The organism is Virgisporangium aurantiacum (assembly GCF_016863635.1).
In the GTDB taxonomy this organism is placed as follows: Bacteria; Actinomycetota; Actinomycetes; order Mycobacteriales; family Micromonosporaceae; genus Virgisporangium; species Virgisporangium aurantiacum.
This window is the reverse complement of the sequence record NZ_BOPG01000002.1, coordinates 63,522-82,378: the sequence shown is the minus strand read 5'-3', so window position 1 is coordinate 82,378 and position 18,857 is coordinate 63,522. Positions and strand designations below refer to the sequence as shown.

Sequence of the window (18,857 nt, the reverse complement as noted above, 5' to 3'; positions counted from 1 at the left end):
CGCGCTACGGATCGTCACTCCAGCGTGGTGACGCGGCGGTTAATCGCCCGCGATCACAGAACGTGAAACACCGCGCATGTCGGTGGTGCCACACGACCCCAACAGCCCATTTACATCCGCTGCGCCAGGCCACTAGCTTGCCGAAGCGTGAATGGGTATTCCCGCAGGTCATCCGCGCGTTCCGTGCTCGCGGTGATCGCCGTGACCGCCACGCTCACGACGTCTCTCGCAGCCTGCGGCGGGAGCAAGGCCGCCGACTCCGGTGCCGCGAACCCGCCCGCCTCCCCGTCGGCGACGGCCATGAGCGCCGAAAGCATCGCCACGATCGCCCGGTACACGGGGGTGAACGCGGGCAAGGCCACCGGGAGTCCCATCAAGATCGGGTTTGTCAACGCCGACGCGCAGGAACTCGTCGTCGCCGTCGACGAGGTGGTCCGCGCGGTCAACGACACCCTCGGCGGGGTGCGGGGGCACCCGCTCCAGTTGGTCAAGTGCGTGGTGACCAGCGCGGACCAGGCGACGAAATGCGCACAGACGTTCGCGGACGACCCGGCGATGGTGGCCGTCGTGCAGGGCACGATCGACGCCGACGTGACGGCCTTCCACACCATCCTGGCGCCGAAGCTCCCGGTGCTCGGCGGGCTGCCCCTGGCGCTGGCCGACGCGGCCGCGCCCAACTCGTACTACCTCAGCAGCGGCCAGTTCGGCGGCCTGGGCGCGGTGACGTTCGCGAAGCAGTACTCCAAGGCCCGCCGGGTCGCGGTGCTCTCGCCGGGTGGTTCGCCCGCGAACGAACTCGCCGTCGCCACCCTCGAACTGGCGTTCAAGGCCGTCGACATCGACGTGACCGTCGCGCGCTTCCCGATGGACGCCACCGACCTGACCCAGGCCGTCACGGCGAGCCAGGCGGCAAACGCCGACCTGCTCATCCCGGCCATCGGCATCCCGCAGCACTGCGTGTCGCTGAGCAACACGCTGCAGAAGATGGCCGTCTACACGCCGGTGCTGACGTTCGCCGGCTGCCTGGGCGCCGACGTCCGCAAGACGCTCGGCGACTACCCGCGCTGGAACTACCTCGGCTTCAGCGTGAGCGCCGAGGCATCCTCGACCGACGACGCGACCGCGTGGCAGGTGCGCGCCTTCAACGAGTGGTTCCGCCCGCTGGAGAACCGCAGCGTCACCCGCAACGGCGGCGTCCAGATCTTCCAGACGGTGCTGGCGTTGGTGAAGATCCTGGCGTCGATTCCGGGAGACACGTTCATCCCGGCGGTCGTCGGCAACGCGATGAAACGCTTCGGCGGCCCGGTGTACCTCGGCGTGCCCCGGTTGTCGTTCGGCGCGGTGCCGGGGCAGCCCGCGATCGGCTCGCTCGACAGCCGTGTGTACGTGTACCTGGGCAACGACACGTGGCGTGACACCACCGGCGGCCAGTGGCTCTCACCGCCGAATCCCAACCAGCGGCAGGGTCAAGGTCAGGGCCAGGGTCAGGGCCAGACCGGAGGACCGACCCAGAGCCAGAGCACCCGCTAGCCCTCGGTCGGCACCGGTTCGTCGGCGCGGTAGCCGGCGGCCTGTGCGGTGAACAGCCGGGCGTAGGTGCCCTCGGCGGCCATCAGGTCGGCGTGCGTGCCCTGCTCGACGACCCGGCCGTCGTCGAGGACGACGATGAGGTCGGCGTCGCGCACGGCGCTGAGCCGGTGCGAGATGAGCAGGCTGGTCCGGCCGATGCGGTAGCGGCGCAGGTCGGTGTACAGGGCCTGCTCGGCCTCGGCGTCCAGGCCGCTGCTCGGCTCGTCGAGGATCACCAGGTCGGCGTCGCTGCGCAGGTAGGCCCGCGCCAGCGCGACGCGCTGCCACTGCCCGCCGGACAGCAGCACGCCCGCCTCGTCGCCGTCGGTGAACGTGCGGCTCAGCATCGTGTCGTAGCCGCGGGGCAGCGCGTCGAGCGTCCCGTGGATGCCGGCCATCGCCGCCGCGGCCCGGATCCGCGGCCGGTCGTCGATCGCCGAGGTGTCCGCCACGGCGATGTTCTCCGCGGCGGTGAGGTCGTACGCCACGCAGTCCTGGAACACCGTGGTGATCCGCCGGCGCAGCCCGTCCAGGTCGATCTCCCGGTAGTCCGCGCCGTCCCACCGCACCGACCCGCGCTGCGGGTCGTAGAACCGGCACAGGAGCTTCACGAGCGTCGACTTGCCCGATCCGTTGAGCCCCACCAGGGCCACCTCCGTGCCGTGCGGCAGGAACAGGTCCACTCCGCGCAGCACCCACGGATGCGACTCGTCGTAGCGGAACCACACGTCGCGCAGGGTGATGCCGCCGCGCAGCGGCGCGGCCGGCACCGGCGACTGCGGACGCGGCAGGTCGTCGCCCGCGGCCACCACGGCCCGGTAGTGGCCGAACAGCAGCAGCGCCTCGTAGACCATGCCGACGAGCCCGACGAGGCTGCTGATCCCGGCCTGTACACCGGCGACCGCGGCGATGAAGACGGCGATGTCTCCGACGGTGGCTGCACCGCCGACCGACCGGGCCACCACCCACACCAGTCCGCCGCCGGCCACCGCCGCCGCGACGGCGCTGAGGAGGGTCTCGATCCGCAGTTCCCGGCCGTCGAGGCGGCGTTCCGCGGCGGCGTCCGACCGCGCGTCGGTGAGCAGCCGCCGGTGCAGGAAGCCGCCGAGCCCGAACAGGCGCACCTCCTTGGCGGCACCGATGTTCGTGAGCAGCCCGGAGTAGAAGATCTGCCGGCGGCGCAGCGGGCTCAACCGGAACTCCAGCAGCGCGCGGCGGCGGCGCAGCACCAACTCCGACACCACCGCCGGCACGGCGGAGACGACGACGATGAGGGCCATCACCGGATAGGCGACCGCGAGGGTGACGACGAAGCCGGCCACGGTGGTACCGGACTGGGCGATCGCGATGACGGGCAGGACCAGTTGACCGGCCGCGCCCTGCCCGGCGGACTGCGCCACCCGCAGCCGGTCGTGGAACTGCGGGTTCTCGAACCGGCCGAGCCCGAGCGACCGGTTGACGGCGGCGAAGAGCCGGTCGGTGCAGGCGAGGTCGATCTGACGGCGCAACTCGGCGTCGAGGTACCGGTCCAGGTGGGGCAGGACGGTCGTCAGGAGGCCGGTGAGGGCGAGGGCCACCGCGAGGGCGACCACGGTGCCGCGGTCGACGTCGGGGCGGCCCACCTCGTCGAGCAGCAACTTGGTGAGCCAGGCGGCGAGCACCGGCCAGCAGCCGGAGACCACCGCCAACCCCACGCTGCCGACGAGGACACCGGGCCCGGCCCGCCACACCAGGGCCCAGGCCAGCCGCACGCGCTGCCACGGGGTGCCCTCGTCGGGAACGCCGGTCACGAAGCGGTTGTCAGCAGCAGTCGTTGCAGCCGATGACGCACCGCGGGTTCGCGTCGCAGTACCGGTACTGCATGGAGTGCCCACCGGACTGGTAGCACCAGTAGTAGCAGCTGCCGATCCGGCCGATGTACCGGCCCGGGCAGGAGGCCGCGGTGGCAGTGGTGGCCGGCACCAGTTTCGCCAGCAGCCGGTCGCCGAGCGCGTTGAACGTCCTACGCATGTGACTCCTTCCAAGGACGGGGATGTCCGGAGCGAGCCTCGCAACGGTCGTTACCGCGCCGCTTCCGGGCCGCTTCCGGATCGCTTCCGGCCTGCTGGACCTCGGACCCGAGCGTGTCTAATGTCTGCCGGATGTCTCCACAGACGCTGACCAAGGGTGGCAACGCGCCGGTGCCGACCGGCGAGATCCGGGTCGTCGCCCGGTGGCGGCGGGCGGCCGGAACGCCCGAACTGGACCTGACCGGGCTCCTGCTCGGCGGGTCCGGCAAGGTCCGTTCCGACGCCGACATGGTCTTCTACAACCAGCCCCGCCACCCGTCCGGAGCCGCGACGCTGGAGGCCACACCCGACGCCGGCACGCTCCGGGTCAGCCTGCCGGCCGTGCCCGCCGACGTGGCGAAGATCCTGCTCGCCGTGTCGGTGCACGGGTCCACCCTCGACGGCGTGTCCGACCTGCACCTGACCGTCGAGGACGGCGCCGGTGCGGCGGCGCTCCGGTTCGACGTCACCGACACGGCCGGGCTGGCCGCGGTGGTGCTGGGCGAGCTGTACCGGCGCGGCGACGCGTGGAAGCTGCGGGCGGTCGGGCAGGGCTGGTCCGCCGGCCTGGACGGGCTGGCCGCCGCATACGGCATTTCGGTGGACGCGCCTGAACAGGCACCGCCCGCCCCGCCGGCGCCGCTTCAGGCTCCGCCGCCCGCGCCGCAAGCTCCCCTCGCGCCGCAAGCTCCGCCCGCCGCGCCGCAGGCATTCGTGCCGCCGCCCGTCGCCCCGCCCGCGCCGCCCGTCGCCCCGCCCGCGCCGCTCGCCGCGCCGCCGGCCGTCGGCATCCCGGCACCCGATGCCACCGCCGCTCAGGAGGAGCGGTTGCCCGTCGACATGCGGAAGCGGCTGTCGATGCGGAAGCAGATCGTCAACGTCGTCCTCACCAAGAAGGGGCTCGTCGGGCTCCAGGCCCGGGTGATCCTGGTGCTCGACGCGTCCGGATCGATGACGACCCTGTACGGCGACGGCACCGTGGCGCGGGTGGTCGAGCGGATCGCCGCCGTCGGTGCCCGGCTGACTCCGGACGGCGTGCTGCCGGCCTGGACCTTCGCCAGCAACGCGGCGCAGCTGCCGCACCTGACCATCGGCGACCTGCCGCGGTGGATCAAGCTGCACGTGCGCGAGGGTCAGATGAAGCTGATGCCGCGTTCGCGGCCGCTGTACCGGTCCGACGGCACCGTCGACATGCGCGAGATCGGCATCCAGAACGAGGAACAGAAGGTGATGACCGACATCATCCGGGTGGTGTCGGGGCTGCCGCCGGGTCCACCCGCATTTGTATTGTTCTTCTCCGACGGCGGGATCTACCGCGACACCGAGATCGAGCAGATTCTCCGCGACGCGGCCGGGCTGCCCATCTTCTGGCAGTTCATCGGGCTCGGCAACGAGGACTATGGCGTGCTGGAGAAGCTTGACACGCTCGCCGGCCGGGTCGTCGACAACGCCGGGTTCTTCGCGGTCGACGACATCGACCGGATCGGCGACGAGGAGCTCTACGAGCGGCTGCTCACCGAGTTCCCGCTGTGGCTCACCGCCGCCCGCGCCGCAGGAGTTCTGCGGTGAGGGCTTAGAACACCCTTAAGGCCGGCAGGGCTGGCGCGCCGCGTCACCGAAAAGGGTATTTTCCTTTCCGTGACCAAGCAGAGCGCGAACATCGGCGTCATCGGCCTCGCCGTGATGGGCAGCAACCTCGCCCGCAACCTCGCCAGCCGCGAGGGGAACGTGGTGGCCGTCTACAACCGGTCGCCGGAACGGACCCGCCAGCTCATCGCCGAGCACGGCTCCGAGGGCGATTTCGTCCCCAGCGAGACGATCGAGGAGTTCGTCGCGTCGCTCCAACCGCCGCGCACCGCGATCATCATGGTGCAGGCCGGCAAGGGCACCGACGCGGTGATCGACCAGTTGGCCGGGCTGTTCGAGCCGGGCGACATCATCGTCGACGGCGGCAACGCCGACTTCCACGACACCATCCGGCGCGAGAAGGCGATCAGCGCCAAGGGCCTGAACTTCGTCGGCGCCGGCATCTCCGGCGGCGAGGAGGGCGCCCTCAACGGCCCGAGCATCATGCCGGGCGGATCGGCCGAGGCGTACAAGACGCTCGGGCCGATCCTGGCGTCGATCGCGGCGGTCGCCGAGGGCGAGCCGTGCGTGACGCACGTGGGCACCGACGGCGCCGGCCACTTCGTCAAGATGATCCACAACGGCATCGAGTACGCCGACATGCAGCTCATCGCCGAGGCGTTCGACCTGCTGCGCACCGTGGGCGGGCACGAGCCGGCGCAGATCGCCGAGGTCTTCCAGGCGTGGAACACCGGCGACCTGGAGTCGTACCTCATCGAGATCACCGCCGAGGTGCTCAAGCAGGTCGACGCCGACACCGGCAAGCCGTTCGTCGACGTCGTGCTCGACCAGGCCGGACAGAAGGGCACCGGCGTCTGGACCGTGCAGAACGCGCTCGACCTCGGCGTACCGGTCGGTGGCATCGCCGCCGCGGTCTTCGCCCGCAGCGTCTCCAGCCACCCCGAGCAGCGCCGGGCCGTCCAGCGCACGGCCGCGGCGCGACCCACGCCCGTTTCGCCGGGGGAGAACTTCGAGGACGCGGTGCGCGCGGCCCTGTACGCGTCGAAGGTGGTCGCGTACGCCCAGGGCTTCGACGCGATCATCGCCGCGGCCAAGGAGTACAACTGGGACATCGACAAGGGTGCGGTCGCCAAGATCTGGCGGGCCGGCTGCATCATCCGGGCGCAGTTCCTCAACCGCATCGTCGAGGCGTACGAGCGCAACCCCGACCTGGAGACCCTGCTCGAAGACGAGTACTTCGCGCGGGCGGTCGCCGACGGCGTCGACGCGTGGCGGCGCATCGTGTCGGTGGCCGCGCTGTCGGGTGTTCCCGTGCCGGGCTTCTCGGCGGCGCTGAGCTACTACGACTCGCTGTCGGTCGAGCGCCTGCCGGCCGCGCTGATCCAGGGCCAGCGCGACTTCTTCGGCGCGCACACCTACAAGCGGATCGACAAGGACGGCGTCTTCCACACCATGTGGGGCGCCGGCCGCAACGAGGTCCGCCAGGACGGGCACTGAACGAGGGGATCACTTCCGCCCTCCGCGCGGCCGGGTGCGTCTTCGCGGAGGACGAGGCGACGTTGTTGATCGAGGCGGCCGGGTCGACCGACGACCTGGCCGCCCTCGTCGCCCGGCGGGTGGCGGGCGAGCCGCTGGAGCACGTGATCGGCTGGGCGGAGTTCTGCGGGCTGCGCGTCGGCGTCGACCCCGGCGTGTTCGTGCCCCGGCGGCGCACCGCGTTCCTGGCCCGGCAGGCCGCCGCGTTCCTGGCCGGGCGGTCGGCCCCGCCGGGCCGGCCCGGCGCGGTGGTGGTCGACCTGTGCTGCGGCTCGGGCGCGGTCGCTGCGGCGATCGCGCACCTGGCTCCCGGCGTCGAACTGCACGCCGCCGACATCGACCCGGCCGCCGTGCGGTGCGCCCGCCGCAACCTCCCCACCGGCCGGGTGTACGAGGGCGACCTGTTCCGGCCGCTGCCGACCGGCCTGCGCGCCCGGGTCGACGTGCTGGTCGCCAACGCCCCCTACGTGCCGAGCGGCGCCATCGGCCTGATGCCGCCCGAGGCGCGCCTGCACGAGCCGATCGTGGCGCTCGACGGCGGTGCCGACGGTCTCGACGTGCTGCGCCGGGTGATCGCCGCCGCACCCGCCTGGCTCGCGCCGGGCGGGTGCGTGCTCGTCGAGACCGGCGAGCGGCAGGCGCCCGCGCTCGTCGCCGACGCGACCGCGGCCGGCCTGTACCCGGCCGTGGTGACCGGCGCCGAGGCGGACGCGACCGTCGTCGCGGCCACTGTCACCGCGCCGGCGCCGCCAGCGTGAGGATGGCGGAGTTGGCCTGCGGACCGACGTCGCGGAGCGCCCGGACGCCGGGCTGCTCGGCGTAGCCGAACACCGACACGTTCAGGTCGCGGGCGCCGTTCGCCGTCGGCAGCCGCACCTGGAACGCCGTCGTCCGGTTGGCGCCGCTGGCCAGGGCCGGCTGGTGACAGATCACGTGCACGCCCGTCAGCCGCCCGTCGACGCGGACGTCCTCGGTGGTGCACTCCGGCGTCACCTTGAGCGGCTTGCTCAGGGCGGCGCCGTCGCCGCTGGAGACGTACAGGTCGAGGTAGATACCGGGGGCCCGGTTCGGGCCGGCGTTGGTGACGGTGACCGTGACGGTGCCGGTCCACACGCCGGCCGCCGGCGCGCCGAACGGACCCGTGGTGACCGACAGCCCGACGTCGGTCGCCGGCGCCATCGGCGTGAACTGCCGCTCGCCGCCCACCTGCGGGAACTTCTGGCCGTTCCAGCGGTACGACCGCCACTGCTTCTCGACGAACTCCGGCTCCGCCTGGTCGATCCGCTCGCCGACGTTCACGTCGACCGCGCCGTCGGTGCCGGTGCGCACGTCGAGCACGTCCATCAGCGGGTCGGCGTCGCTGCTGGCGACCACCCGCCCGAGCGTGCGGAGGCCGCCCTGGTCGTTCCGGCCGACCGCCAGCACCTGGTCGACGGCACTCTCGTAGCCGCACGAGAAGATCCCCACGGCCTCCTCGTCGCCGTCGCGGTCGACGTCGAACGTGATGACCTTGCCGACCGAGAACTGCTGGTCCATGGTCACCGCACCGAGCTTGCCGATGTTGACCTCGCCCGACGGGCAGACGTCGCGCTGTTTCGGCCAGTTCGGGATGGTGATCGTGGCGACCATGATGTCGGCCTTGGTCACCGGCTTCTGGAGGGTCGCCGACGAGACCGACGCGGCGGTCGACGGCGAGTCCGGCGGCCGTTCGGTCGGCGCGCCGGACACCTGCTGCTGCGGCGGCCCGCCCGTCGACGGTGAGTGAACGTCCTGGGCGGCGAGCCGGAGACCGACCGCCGGCACGGCGACCAGCGCGAGCGCCGCCACCGAGAGCATCGTGCGCCGGGTGACCTGCCGGCGCCGGGCCATTCCACGCACCCTGGCCAGGTCGGGGGCCGGGTGGTCGGCGATCGACTCGGCCCGGAACCGGGCGAACATCTCCTGCACCTCAACGTCTCCCGGGTCAGCCATCGTGCACCTCCGTCCCGGGTGTGCTTTCCCTGTATTCGGTGATCGCCGCGGCCAGGGCGGCCCGGCCCCGGTGCAGCCATGATTTGACCGTGCCGGGCGCTACCCGCTCCTGCGCGGCGATGTCGTTGACCGAGAGATCGCCGAGGTAGTGCAGCACCACCGCCCGGCGCTGCGACTCCGGCAGCGTGGCCAGCGCCTTGACCAGCATCACCCGGTCGGGTGAGGGCTCGGCGACGTGCCGCTCGACGGTCTGTTTTCGCATGAACGTGTTGAATCGGGCGATCCGCCGCCAGTTGCTGGTGGCGAGGTTCCACGCGACCCGGCGCACCCAGGCCTCCGGGTTGTCGTAGGTCGAGACCCGCGACCACCGTTGCAGCGCACGCGCAAAGGCCTCCTGCACCACGTCCTGCGCGGTGCCCATGTCGGCGGTGTAGGCGTGCAACTGGACGATGAAGCGGTCGAAGTTGGCGAGGTAGAACGCGTCGAAGTCGGCCTTCTGGGCGGTTTTCGGGGCGGCCGGTGCCGGTGGCGTCAGGACCGGGGCGGGTGGCGCGTCATCCTCGTCGCGCGCCTCCTCGCCCGGGATTGCCATGTCCAGCATTACCCCCTCCCGCCTTGATCGTGGCCTCCATGCTGGCCGATCGGATACGTACCGACACGCCACAGAGCCGCCGGAGGTTGCAGCGATTGGCGGGAGATTGCGCCCCGGTGCCGGTAGGTTCGGCGAGCGTGAAGCAACAGCTTGCCCTGCCGCCGGCCGAATCCGAGGAAGACTTCGACGAGCTCACCGACGACGATCTCCGGCCCGGGGTCGAGGCATTGTGCCGTGACCTCGGTGCCGACGTGTCCGGTCTGCACCCGTTTCCGACTGGATCGCTACCGGTGTACGCGGCCGGCCGGTTGGTGCTCAAACTCTTCCCCGAGGTGTACGTCGAGGATCTTCCGGTCGAGGCCGGGGTGCTCGCCGCGGTGCACGACAAGCTGCCGATCCCCACGCCCGGGGTGCACGCGGTCGGCGAGCGCGACGGCTGGGGCTACATCCTCATGGACCGGCTGCGCGGCGAGTCGCTGGAGATCGACTGGGACGCGCTGGGGCCCGCCACCCGCGACGGCCTGGCCACCCAGCTCGGCGAGGCGATGGCCGCGCTCCACGCGCTGCCCCATCCCGAGATCGACGACTGGTGGCCGGACGACTGGGCCGGGTTCGTGGCGCAGCAGCGGGCCACGTGCGTCGCCCGGCACCAGGGCCTCGGGCTGGCCCCGGCGTGGGTGGAGCAGATCGGGCCGTTCCTCGACAGCGTCGACCTGCCGGAGAGCGGGCCGGTGCTGCTGCACACCGAGATCATGCGGCAGCACCTGCTCGTGGCACCCGAGGGGACCCGGCTCACCGGGCTGTTCGACTTCGAGCCGGCCATGCGCGGCGCCGCCGAGTACGAGTTCGTCGGGCTCGGGTGTTTCGTCGCCGAGGGCGACGCCCGGTTCCTCGGGCGCGCCCTGCGCGCCTACGGGCTCGAACCCGACGCCGCGTTCCGGCGTCGCATGATGGCCTGGACCCTGCTGCACTACTACAGCAACGTGCGCAAATACCTCGATCGCCTGCCAGACCCGGACGAGCCGACCTTCGAGTCGCTCGCGGACCGCTGGTACGCAACGGATTAGGGCCTCATCAAGGGCGCGGCGACCGGCACCGGGCGTTAGTGTGCGTGGATGTTCCTACGCAGTGCGGTAAGGGCGCTCGCCGCTGCGCTACCCGTGACTCTCGCCATCGCGTTGACGCCCGCCACAGCGTCCGCTCATGGCAACAACCCGGCCACCGATAGGGCCGGGCACTCGCTGCGCGGCCCGGTCACCGACGAGAACTTCTACTTCGTGATGGCCGACCGGTTCGAGAACGGCGACACCGCCAACGACACCGGTGGCCTCACCGGCGACTACCTGACCACCGGCTTCGACCCCACCCGCAAGGGCTTCTACAACGGCGGTGACCTCAAGGGCCTGCTCAACCGGATCGACTACGTCCGGGGCATGGGCACCACCTCGATCTGGCTCACGCCGAGCTTCAAGAACAAGGCCGTGCAACTGGAGGACGGCCCCTCGGCCGGCTACCACGGCTACTGGATCACCGACTTCACCCAGATCGACCCGCACCTGGGCACGAACGCAGACCTCAAGGCGCTCGTCGACGCCGCCCACAAAAAGGGCATGAAGGTCTACTTCGACATCATCACGAACCACACCGCCGACGTGATCGGCTACGACAGCGGCGCCCGCAAGCCGTACGTCAGCAAGGACGTCGCGCCGTACAAGACCGCCAGCGGCCAGCCGTTCGACGACCGCGACTACGCCGGCACGAACCGCTTCCCGCCGCTGAGCGCCGACGCGAGCTTCCCGCCCGGGTACAAGCCCGTGCTCGACCCGGCCGAGCAGAACCTCAAGCAGCCGGCCTGGCTCAACGACGTCACCCTGTACCACAACCGCGGCGACACCACGTTCGTCGGCGAGAACTCGCAGTACGGCGACTTCTTCGGGCTCGACGACCTGTTCACCGAGAACCCGCGCGTGGTGCAGGGCATGATCGACATCTACAAGACGTGGATCCGCGACTTCGGCGTCGACGGGTTCCGCATCGACACGATGAAGCACGTCGACGACGCGTTCTGGCAGGCGTTCGGGCCGCAGGTGCTGCAGTACGCCAGGAGCCAGGGCAAGCGCGAGTTCTTCATGTTCGGCGAGGTCTTCGACACCACCAAGAGCTTCACCTCGCAGTACACCACCCGCAACAAGATGCAGTCGGTGCTCGACTTCCCGTTCCAGGACGCGGCGCGCGGCTTCGCGTCGAAGAGCGGCCCCGCCAACGCGCTGGGAGCCTTCTTCCAGGCCGACGACTGGTACACCGACGACGACTCGAACGTCTACGAACTGCCCACGTTCCTCGGCAACCACGACATGGGACGCATCGGCAGCTTCGTCAAGGCCGACAACCCCGACGCCACCGACGCCGAGTGGGTGGCCCGCGACCGGCTCGCGCACGAGCTGATGTACTTCTCGCGCGGCAACCCGGTGATCTACTACGGCGACGAGCAGGGCTTCACCGGCCCCGGCGGCGACCAGGACGCCCGGCAGACCATGTTCGCCAGCCGCGTGCCCGAGTACCTCGACGACGACCTGCTGGGCACCGCAGCCACCCACGCGACGGCGAACTTCGAACCGGGGCATCCGCTCTACCGGTCGATCAACCAGCTTGCCGCGCTCACGAAGCAGCACCCCGCCCTGCGCGACGGCGCCCACCAGCACCGGTACGGCTCCGACGCGGCGGGCGTCTACGCGTTCTCCCGCATCGATCGCGGCCAGCAGCGCGAGTACGTGGTGGCGCTCAACAACAGCGAGGCGGCGGCCACCGCCGCCATCCCCACGTACGGGCGGAAGGTCAACTTCAAAAAGATCTACGGTGACGGAGTGAGCGTGGCCCGGTCGGCCGCCAACGGCGACCTGACGCTCACCGTGCCGCCGCTGTCGGCCGTCGTCTACCAGGCGACCGACCGGCTCGACCGCTCGCACGCCGCGCCGTCGATCAGCCTCGCCCAGCCGGAGCCAGCCACGGGCGCGAACAGCCGGATGCACGTCAGCGCGCAGGTCGGCGGGTCGTCGTTCTACGAGGTGACGTTCCAGGCGAAGGTCGGCAACGGCCAGTGGCGCTCGATCGGCACCGACGACACCGCGCCGTACCAGGTGTTCCACGACGTGTCCGGCCTCCCGTCGGGCGCCGACGTGCAGTACCGGGCCGAGGTGCTCGACAACGCCGGCCACGAGCGGGCCAGCCCGGTCCGGCGCGCGACCGTGCCGTTGCCGAGCCTGACGATCGAGGTGCCGGCGGCGGGCAGCAACGTGCGCGGCACCGTCGAGGTGCGGGCGGTGGCCGACCCGGAGAAGTCGAGCCACGTGGTGCGCATCGACCGCAGCATCGCGGGCGGCGCGTGGACGCCGATCGGCACCGACTCGTCGTCGCCGGTCTACACCGCGTTCGACAACCTCACCCCGCTGAACCTGGCGACCGGCACCACCATCCGCTACCGGGCGGTGCTGACGTCGGGCCGGGGCGAGGTGACGAGCGCCGTGCGGGAGGTGCGGTACGCCGGCCCGCCGGTGACCGCGGCGACGCTGCGGTACTTCCGCCCGGCCGGCGACTACGCCGACTGGGGCCTGCACATGTGGGGCGATGCGGTCGACCCCGCGGTGCTCGCGCAGATCTCGTGGGGTGCCCCGTGGCAGCGGGTCTCGGTCGACGCCGACGGCTGGGCCGTGTACCAGATCCCGTTGGTGTCGGACACGGTGCCGGTGAACTTCATCATGCACCGGCCCAACGGCGACGCCGTTCCGGACACCCGGGAACCCGGCGGTGACCGGTCGTTCCTGCCGATCAACAGCCCCGAGGTCTGGATAGTCCAGGGCGACCCGGTCGTCCACACGACGAAGCCCTAGCGAAAGCTATAGATCTGGGCTCCCGTGCACCCCATAGGGTGTACGGGAGCCCATTTGATTGGAGTACGGGGATATGCACGACGATCGGCGGGTCATCGAGACGCGGCTCGACCGCACGCTCCGCGAACGCATCCGGCCCGCCGTGTACCCGAACGCGGTGCCGCTGGCGGTCGAGGTCTGGCACGCGCCCGGTGAGCCGGTGCCGGTCGCCGAGGGGTTGGCCGCCGGGTACGGCAAGGCCGCCGTCGGCGAGCCGTGGGGGCCGCCGTGGGGCACGTCGTGGTTCCGGTTCACCGGCGAGGTGCCGGCCGAGTGGGCCGGCAGAACCGTGGAGGCCGTGCTCGACCTGGGGTTCGTCCACCCGGGGCCGGGCTTCTCCGCCGAGGGCCTGGTGTACCGGCCCGACGGTAGCCCGGTGAAGGGGCTGCACCCGAAGAGCCACTGGGTGCGCGTCACCGAGCAGCAGGTGGAGTTGTACGTCGAGGCGGCCGCCAACCCGCTGATCGTCGGACCCACCACCCCGCTCGGCGACCCGCAGACGGCCGGCGACGAGCCGCTGTACCGCCTCGCCCGGGCCGACCTCGCCGTGTTCGACGAGACCGTGTGGAACCTCGCCCACGACCTCGACGTGCTGATCGACCTCATGCGGCAGCTGTCGCTGGAATCGCCGCGGCGCTGGGAGATCCTGCGGGCCTGCGAGCGCGCTCTCGACGTCCTCGATCTTTTCGATCTTGAAGCGACCGCCGCCGCGGCCCGCGACGAGCTCGCGCCCGCCCTGGCGCTGCCGGCCTACTCCGGCGCGCACACGCTGTACTCGGTGGGCCATGCGCACATCGACTCGGCGTGGCTGTGGCCGCTGCGGGAGACCGTGCGCAAGGTGGCCCGCACCACCGCGAACGTCGTGTCGCTCATGGACGAGGATCCCGACGTCGTGTTCGCGATGTCGCAGGCACAGCAGCTGGCGTGGATCAAGGAGCACCGGCCCGAGATCTACACGCGGGTCAAGGAGAAGGTCGCCGACGGGCGGTTCGTGCCGGTCGGCGGCATGTGGGTCGAGGCCGACGCCAACATGCCCGGCGGCGAGGCGATGGCCCGGCAGTTCGTGCACGGCAAGCGGTTCTTCCTCGACGAGTTCGGCATCGAGACCGAGGAGGTGTGGCTGCCCGACTCGTTCGGCTACTCGGCGGCGCTGCCGCAGCTGGTGAAGCTGAGCGGGTCGAAGTGGTTCCTCACCCAGAAGATCTCGTGGAACGAGACGAACAAGTTCCCGCACCACACGTTCTGGTGGGAGGGGCTCGACGGCACCCGGATCTTCACGCACTTCCCGCCGGTCGACACGTACAACGTCGAGTTCAACGCCAAGCAGGTCGCGCACGCGGTGGCGAACTTCCAGGAGAAGGGCGGCGCCACGCGATCGCTGGCCCCGTTCGGCTACGGCGACGGCGGTGGCGGCCCCACCCGCGACATGATGGCCCGCGCCCGGCGGCTGGCGAACCTCGCCGGCTCCCCGAAGGTGCGCGTCGCCGCGCCGGCCCAGTTCTTCGCGGACGCGCACGCCGAGTACCCCGACGCGCCGGTGTGGGTGGGCGAGCTGTACCTCGAACTGCACCGCGGCACCTACACCAGCCAGGCCAAGACCAAGCAGGGCAACCGGCGCAGCGAACACCTGCTGCGCGAGGCCGAGCTGTGGGCGGCGACCGCGGCCCTGCGCGCCGGTGCCGACTACCCGTACGAGCGGCTCGACCGGCTGTGGAAGACCGTGCTGCTGCACCAGTTCCACGACATCCTGCCGGGGTCGTCGATCGCCTGGGTCCACCGCCAGGCCCGCGATACCTATTCGGGGGTCGCGGCCGAGCTCTCCGACATCATCGACGCCGCTCAACGCGCGCTCGCCGGCTCGGGGCAGGGATCCGTCGTGTTCAACGCCGCGCCGCACCGCCGGGCCGGGGTCCCGGCCGGCGGGGCACATCCCGAGTGGACGCCCGCGGAGCCGGCCGCGCCGGAACCGCTCGACGGTGGCTACGTGCTCGACGACGGCGACCTGCGGGTCGTGGTCGACGCCCGTGGGCTGATCACGTCGGTGGTGTCCGGCGGGCGGGAGGCGGTCGCGCCGGGCGCCGCGGCGAACCTGCTCCAGCTGCACCCCGACCACCCGGCCAACTGGGACGCGTGGGACGTCAACCACTACTACCGGAACACCGGCACCGACCTCACCGATGTCGCGTCGATGGAGGTGCGCGCCGGCGCCGTCGTGGTGCGGCGTTCGTTCGGCGCGTCAACGGTCGAGCAGGTGATCTCGCTGGGCGACGGCACGGTCGACGTCGAGACCACCGTCGATTGGCACGAGCGGGAGAAGATCCTCAAGGCGGCGTTCCCGCTCGACGTGCGGGCCGACCGGTCGGCATCGGAGACCCAGTTCGGCCACGTGTACCGGGCCACCCACACCAACACCAGTTGGGACGCGGCCCGGTTCGAGATCTGCGCGCACCGCTGGGTGCACGTCGGCGAGCCGGGCTGGGGCGCGGCCGTGGTCAACGACTCCACGTACGGGCACGACGTGACGTCGACCGTGCGGCCCGACGGCGGCACCACCACGACCGTGCGGCTCTCGCTGCTGCGCGCGCCCCGCTTCCCCGACCCGGAGACCGACCAGGGCGAGCACCGGTTCCGCTACGCGCTCGTGCCCGGTGCCACGATCGGCGCGGCCGTGCGCGCCGGCTACCGGATCAACCTGCCGGCCCGCCGGCAGCCGGGGAGCGCCGTGGTGGTCCCGCTCGTGTCGGTCAACTCCGACGCGGTGGTGGTCGAGGCCGTCAAGCTGGCCGACGACCGGAGCGGCGACGTCGTGGTGCGGCTGTACGAGGCGCTCGGTGGACGGGCGAGCGCCACGCTCGCGGCGAACTTCCCGGTCGCCGCCGCGGCGGAAACGGACCTGCTCGAACGGGTGCTCACGGCGTCCGAAATAACCGCCGGCGGCGTCGGAATCACCTTGCGCCCCTTCCAGGTTGTGACCTTGCGCCTCACCCCTGGGAATTAGTTGCATAGGCAATTAGTTTGGGAAGGCAGGACATCTGATTGAGGAGCGCGAGATGCATTTCGGGGTCTTCACCGTCGGCGACGTGACGCCCGACCCGACCACCGGGCGGGAGCCTACCGAGGCCGAGCGGATCAAGGCGATGGTCGCGATCGCGCTGAAGGCGGAGGAGGTCGGGCTCGACGTGTTCGCCATGGGCGAGCACCACAACCCGCCGTTCGTGCCGTCGTCGCCCACGACCATGCTCGGGTACATCGCCGCGCGCACGTCACGGCTGCTGCTGTCGACGGCGACCACGCTGATCACCACCAACGACCCGGTGAAGATCGCCGAGGACTACGCGATGCTGCAGCACCTGGCCGACGGCCGGGTCGACCTGATGATGGGTCGCGGCAACACCGGGCCGGTGTACCCGTGGTTCGGGCAGGACATCCGGATGGGGATCCCGCTGGCGGTCGAGAACTACGCGCTGCTGCGCCGGTTGTGGCGGGAGGACGTCGTCGACTGGGAGGGGAAGTTCCGTACCCCGCTGCAGTCGTTCACGTCGACGCCGCGGCCGTTGGACGGGGTGCCGCCGTTCGTGTGGCACGGCTCGATCCGCAGCCCGGAGATCGCCGAGCAGGCCGCCTACTACGGCGACGGGTTCTTCGCGAACCACATCTTCTGGCCGGCGTCACACACCCAGCGGATGGTGGGGCTGTACCGCAAGCGGTTCGAGCACTACGGCCACGGGTCGGCCGACCAGGCGATCGTGGGGCTGGGCGGGCAGGTGTTCATGCGTCGCAACTCACAGGACGCGGTGAACGAGTTCCGGCCGTACTTCGACAACGCGCCGGTGTACGGGCACGGGCCGTCGCTGGAGGAGTTCAGCCGCGAGACGCCGTTGACCGTCGGCAGCCCGCAGCAGGTGATCGACCGCACGCTGGGGTTCCGGGAGTACGTCGGCGACTACCAGCGGCAGCTGTTCCTGCTCGACCACGCGGGGCTGCCGTTGAAGACGGTGCTGGAGCAGTTGGACATCCTGGGCGAGGAGGTCGTGCCGGTGCTGCGCAAGGAGTTCGCGGTCGGCCGTCCGCCGCACGTGCCCGACCCGCCGACGCACGCCTCGCTGGTCGCCGCCGGCTCTTTGGAGGTGGCCGCGCAGTGACCCCGCGCACGCTGGCGGTCGTCTCGGCCGGGTTGAGCCAGCCCTCGTCCAGCCGCCTGCTGGCCGAGCGGCTGGCCGCCGGCGTCGTCGCCGCGTCCTCCGACGCCATTCGCGCGTTGCCGGTGATCGAGGTGCGCGACCACTCCCACGACGTGGTCAACAACCTGCTCACCGGCTTCCCGCCGGCGGCGCTCGCGTCGACGCTGGCCGAGATCGCCGGCGCCGACGGCCTGATCGTGGTGACGCCGATCTTCAACACCTCGTACAGCGGCCTGTTCAAGTCGTTCTTCGACGTATTCGAGGAGGGCTCGCTGCGCGACAAGCCCGTCCTGCTCGGCGCCACCGGCGGCACCGCCCGTCACTCGCTGGCGCTGGAGTACGCGCTGCGCCCGATGTTCACGTACCTGCGTGCCGCGCCGGTGGCCACATCGGTGTTCGCGGCACCGGAAGACTGGGCCAGCGGCGGCGCCGACACCGCCCTGGCCGCCCGAATCGAGCGCGCCGCCCACGAACTGTCCGCCGAAATCCTCCGCCGCAACCCCGCCACGGTGCACGACCCCTTCGACCTGACCACGTCTTTCGACCAACTCCTGGCCGGCGACTAGAGCCGAGCGTCGGCCGGCCAGTGGGTGGGTTGGGTGCGGCTGGGCGGGAGGACGGTACGCGCGTCTCCGCGGGCGGAGTTCAGTTGGGACTGCAGCAGGAAGAGGGCGCCGGTGAGGTTGGCGCCGGAGAGGTCTGCTCCGCGTAGGTCGGCCCCGAGGAGGTCGGTGTCGCGGAGGTCGGCGTCGGTGAGGTCGGCGCCGATCAGGTAGGCGCCGCGCAGGGTGGCGCCGCGGAAGTTCGTGCCGGTGAGTACCGCGCCGACCAGGTCGGCGCCGCGACGGTCGCGTTTCGGGCCGCTGGGTTTCCGGCCGCCGGCCGGGCTCCGGGCCAGGTCGCTCACCCGGGACAGCAGGTCGCCCACGCCGGTGCGTAGCGGGGCGACGTCGAGGGCCAGCAGCTCGTCGGGGGAGCCGTCGGTGAGGGCGAGGATGCCGTCGCGGGCGGCGGCCACCTCGGCGTGCAGGCGCCGGGCGCGGGGGACCTCCAGCGACTCGGTCAGGTAGTACAGCAGTTCGTGCAGGTGTCGCATCACGCCGAACGCGGCGAACATCTGGCCGGCGCCGGCGGGGTCGGCCTGCCAGTCGCGGCCGGCGTAGGTGGATCGGGAGATCTGCTGGCCGGCGCCGAAGCAGTCGAACACGGTGCAGCCGGCGAAGCCCTTGTCGCGGAGCGACGAGTGGATGCCGCACCGGAAATCCGTGCCGAGATTCGGGCAGGCGCGGCCGGCCGGCTTGTCGATCGCGAAATCGGACGAGCGGGCGAAGGCCGGGGCGACGCAGCACAAGCCGAAGCAGTTGGCGCAGTCGGCCCGGAGCAGGGTCAGGGAGATTTGGCGTATCCGTCATGCCTACCAGACCGGTAATCCTCAAGTTTCGCCGCG

Annotated in this window: 14 protein-coding genes; 9 read left to right on the top strand and 5 right to left on the bottom strand. The window is 71.3% G+C overall.

The annotated features are described in order from the left end of the window. Positions 1–201: 201 nt before the first annotated feature. Entirely contained in the window at positions 202–1,530 is a 1,329-nt protein-coding gene (locus Vau01_RS00630) for a type 1 periplasmic-binding domain-containing protein (RefSeq protein WP_203985740.1), read from the top strand. Here Vau01_RS00630 and Vau01_RS00625 read toward each other — a convergent pair. Beyond that, the gene (locus Vau01_RS00625; RefSeq protein ID WP_203985737.1) at positions 1,527–3,359 is read right to left on the bottom strand and encodes an ABC transporter ATP-binding protein; all 1,833 of its coding nucleotides are present in this window, start codon (positions 3,357–3,359) and stop codon (positions 1,527–1,529) included. The genes Vau01_RS00630 and Vau01_RS00625 overlap by 4 nt on opposite strands. A gap of 10 nt (positions 3,360–3,369) precedes the next feature. Then, the gene (locus tag Vau01_RS00620; RefSeq protein WP_203985734.1) at positions 3,370–3,579 is read right to left on the bottom strand and encodes a hypothetical protein; all 210 of its coding nucleotides are present in this window, start codon (positions 3,577–3,579) and stop codon (positions 3,370–3,372) included. 131 nt (positions 3,580–3,710) lie between these two features. On the opposite strand from Vau01_RS00620, the gene Vau01_RS00615 reads away from it, so the two are divergent. The 3 genes from Vau01_RS00615 to Vau01_RS00605 all read left to right on the top strand — a co-directional run bounded on the left by Vau01_RS00615 (position 3,711) and on the right by Vau01_RS00605 (position 7,498). Continuing rightward, complete coding sequence (locus Vau01_RS00615; RefSeq protein ID WP_203985731.1) at positions 3,711–5,186, top strand: vWA domain-containing protein; 1,476 nt, start codon at positions 3,711–3,713, stop codon at positions 5,184–5,186. A gap of 69 nt (positions 5,187–5,255) precedes the next feature. Further along, positions 5,256–6,701 carry an NADP-dependent phosphogluconate dehydrogenase gene (gnd, locus tag Vau01_RS00610; protein WP_203985728.1) on the top strand — a complete coding sequence of 482 codons (1,446 nt, stop codon included), beginning with the start codon at positions 5,256–5,258 and terminating at the stop codon, positions 6,699–6,701. An 8-nt stretch (positions 6,702–6,709) separates the two neighbouring features. After that, positions 6,710–7,498 carry a putative protein N(5)-glutamine methyltransferase gene (locus Vau01_RS00605; protein ID WP_444546015.1) on the top strand — a complete coding sequence of 263 codons (789 nt, stop codon included), beginning with the start codon at positions 6,710–6,712 and terminating at the stop codon, positions 7,496–7,498. On the opposite strand, the gene Vau01_RS00600 is transcribed toward Vau01_RS00605, so the two are convergent. After that, complete coding sequence (locus Vau01_RS00600) at positions 7,473–8,711, bottom strand: hypothetical protein (protein WP_203985725.1); 1,239 nt, start codon at positions 8,709–8,711, stop codon at positions 7,473–7,475. The two genes, Vau01_RS00605 and Vau01_RS00600, sit on opposite strands and share 26 nt — an antisense overlap. Further along, complete coding sequence (locus Vau01_RS00595; protein WP_203985722.1) at positions 8,704–9,312, bottom strand: SigE family RNA polymerase sigma factor; 609 nt, start codon at positions 9,310–9,312, stop codon at positions 8,704–8,706. Before Vau01_RS00595 ends, Vau01_RS00600 begins: the two co-directional genes overlap by 8 nt. A 128-nt stretch (positions 9,313–9,440) precedes the next feature. Between Vau01_RS00595 and Vau01_RS00590 the strand changes: the two genes are divergently transcribed. From Vau01_RS00590 to Vau01_RS00570, 5 genes are all read left to right on the top strand, one after another. After that, entirely contained in the window at positions 9,441–10,370 is a 930-nt protein-coding gene (locus Vau01_RS00590) for a phosphotransferase family protein (RefSeq protein ID WP_239151189.1), read from the top strand. A 48-nt stretch (positions 10,371–10,418) separates the two neighbouring features. After that, the gene (locus Vau01_RS00585; protein WP_203985716.1) at positions 10,419–13,190 is read left to right on the top strand and encodes an alpha-amylase family glycosyl hydrolase; all 2,772 of its coding nucleotides are present in this window, start codon (positions 10,419–10,421) and stop codon (positions 13,188–13,190) included. Positions 13,191–13,263: 73 nt separating this feature from the next. Continuing rightward, positions 13,264–16,227, top strand: a complete 2,964-nt coding sequence (locus tag Vau01_RS00580; protein ID WP_203985713.1) for an alpha-mannosidase — start codon at positions 13,264–13,266, stop codon at positions 16,225–16,227. 52 nt (positions 16,228–16,279) lie between these two features. After that, positions 16,280–17,371, top strand: a complete 1,092-nt coding sequence (locus Vau01_RS00575) for an LLM class flavin-dependent oxidoreductase (protein ID WP_203985710.1) — start codon at positions 16,280–16,282, stop codon at positions 17,369–17,371. Beyond that, positions 17,368–17,976: a CE1759 family FMN reductase gene (locus Vau01_RS00570; protein ID WP_203985708.1), complete on the top strand. Its 609-nt coding sequence runs from the start codon at positions 17,368–17,370 to the stop codon at positions 17,974–17,976. The genes Vau01_RS00575 and Vau01_RS00570 overlap by 4 nt, the downstream gene beginning before the upstream one ends. On the opposite strand, the gene Vau01_RS00565 is transcribed toward Vau01_RS00570, so the two are convergent. Then, positions 17,973–18,815, bottom strand: a complete 843-nt coding sequence (locus tag Vau01_RS00565) for a pentapeptide repeat-containing protein (RefSeq protein WP_373320143.1) — start codon at positions 18,813–18,815, stop codon at positions 17,973–17,975. The two genes, Vau01_RS00570 and Vau01_RS00565, sit on opposite strands and share 4 nt — an antisense overlap. Between the last annotated feature and the right edge of the window lie 42 nt (positions 18,816–18,857).